Here is a 1263-nt window from a genome sequence, read left to right as displayed (position 1 = left end):
CCTGAGGTTCCCCCAAGATCGTGGAGGCATGGACTATGAGGATGATGTGTTATGCCCGAGAAGAGGCGGCGGTTCGACCGGGAGTTCCGTGAAGGAGCGGTTCGGATCGTCCGCGAGTCGAACAAGCCGATCGCCCAAGTGGCCGCCGACCTGGGGATCAACCCAGGCACCCTGGCCAACTGGGTCAAACAGGACAAGATCAACCGTGGCGAGGCGGAAGGCCTGAGCGGCGACGAGCGGGCCGAACTCGCTCGGCTTCGGGCGGAGAACGCCGAGCTGCGGATGGAGCGCGATGTCCTCAAGCGATCCGTGGTCCTGTGGGTGAAGGAGGCGACGCGGTGAGCCTGGCCGCGTTCATCGCCGACCAGAGGACCAGTCACCACGTGCCGCACGCGGTCGCTTGCCGGGCTCTGGCCGTGTCGGAGTCCTGGTTCTACAAGTGGCACCACCGTCAACACCAGCCCATGCCCACCGAGCAGCGCCGCGCCGAGCTCGATGCCGCGGTGGCTGAGGCGTTCGAGCAGTCGCATGGCTTGCACGGCTCACCGCGCATTCTCGTCGATTTACGCGCCGATGGATGGACGGTGAGCGAGAAATCAGTGGCGAAGTCGATGGCTCGCCAGGGGTTGGTGGCGCGAGTTAGAAAGCGGCGCAAGAATCTCACGAGGCCGGATAAACGGGCGGTGCCGTTCCCGGACCTGGTGAAACGGGACTTCACCGCGTCGGCGCCGAACGTGAAGTGGGTTGGGGATATGACCGAAATCCCGACCGGCGAGGGTAAGTTCTATCTCTCGACGGCGATCGACTTGTTCTCCCGCCGGCTGCTCGGCTACGCGACCGGCTGCCACCCTGACGCCGAACTCGCTGGTGACACCATCAAAATGGCCGTCGCCGCCCGTGGCGGGAAGGAGCGGGTGGCCGGGGTGATCTTCCACTCCGACCGCGGCTCGACCTACACCGCCAACACCTTCACCACACTCTGCCACAAGCTCGATATTCGCCAGTCGATGGGCCGGATCGGGTCATGTTTCGACAACGCCGCAGCCGAATCTTTCTTCTCCACCTTGGAGCACGAGGTATTGTCCCGTCATCATTTCAAAACTCGAGACCAAGCGCAACGGGTTATTGTCAAATGGGTCGTTGACTTCTATAATCGACGGCGACGTCACAGTTCCTGTGGCATGAAATCTCCGATCGACTACGAGACCAGTGCGTCCAACCGAGCCGCATAGAGGAGTCCTCCACGATCCGGGGGGAAGCTCA

2 protein-coding genes are annotated in these 1263 nt (G+C 62.8%); both read left to right on the top strand.

Translation table 11 applies throughout. The annotated features are described in order from the left end of the window. The first annotated feature begins 51 nt into the window (after window positions 1-51). A complete protein-coding gene (locus tag FG385_RS33710) occupies window positions 52-342 on the top strand; it encodes a transposase (RefSeq protein WP_139100870.1) in 291 nt (96 codons plus the stop codon). Further along, window positions 339-1232 carry an IS3 family transposase gene (locus FG385_RS33705; RefSeq protein WP_139100869.1) on the top strand — a complete coding sequence of 298 codons (894 nt, stop codon included), beginning with the start codon at window positions 339-341 and terminating at the stop codon, window positions 1230-1232. The genes FG385_RS33710 and FG385_RS33705 overlap by 4 nt, the downstream gene beginning before the upstream one ends. Window positions 1233-1263: the final 31 nt, after the last annotated feature.

Origin of the sequence: Amycolatopsis alkalitolerans (assembly GCF_006152065.1) — a bacterium.
Classification (GTDB): domain Bacteria; phylum Actinomycetota; class Actinomycetes; order Mycobacteriales; family Pseudonocardiaceae; genus Amycolatopsis_E; species Amycolatopsis_E alkalitolerans.
The sequence above is the reverse complement of the archived record's forward strand: the minus strand, read 5'-3'. Positions and strand labels throughout refer to the sequence as shown.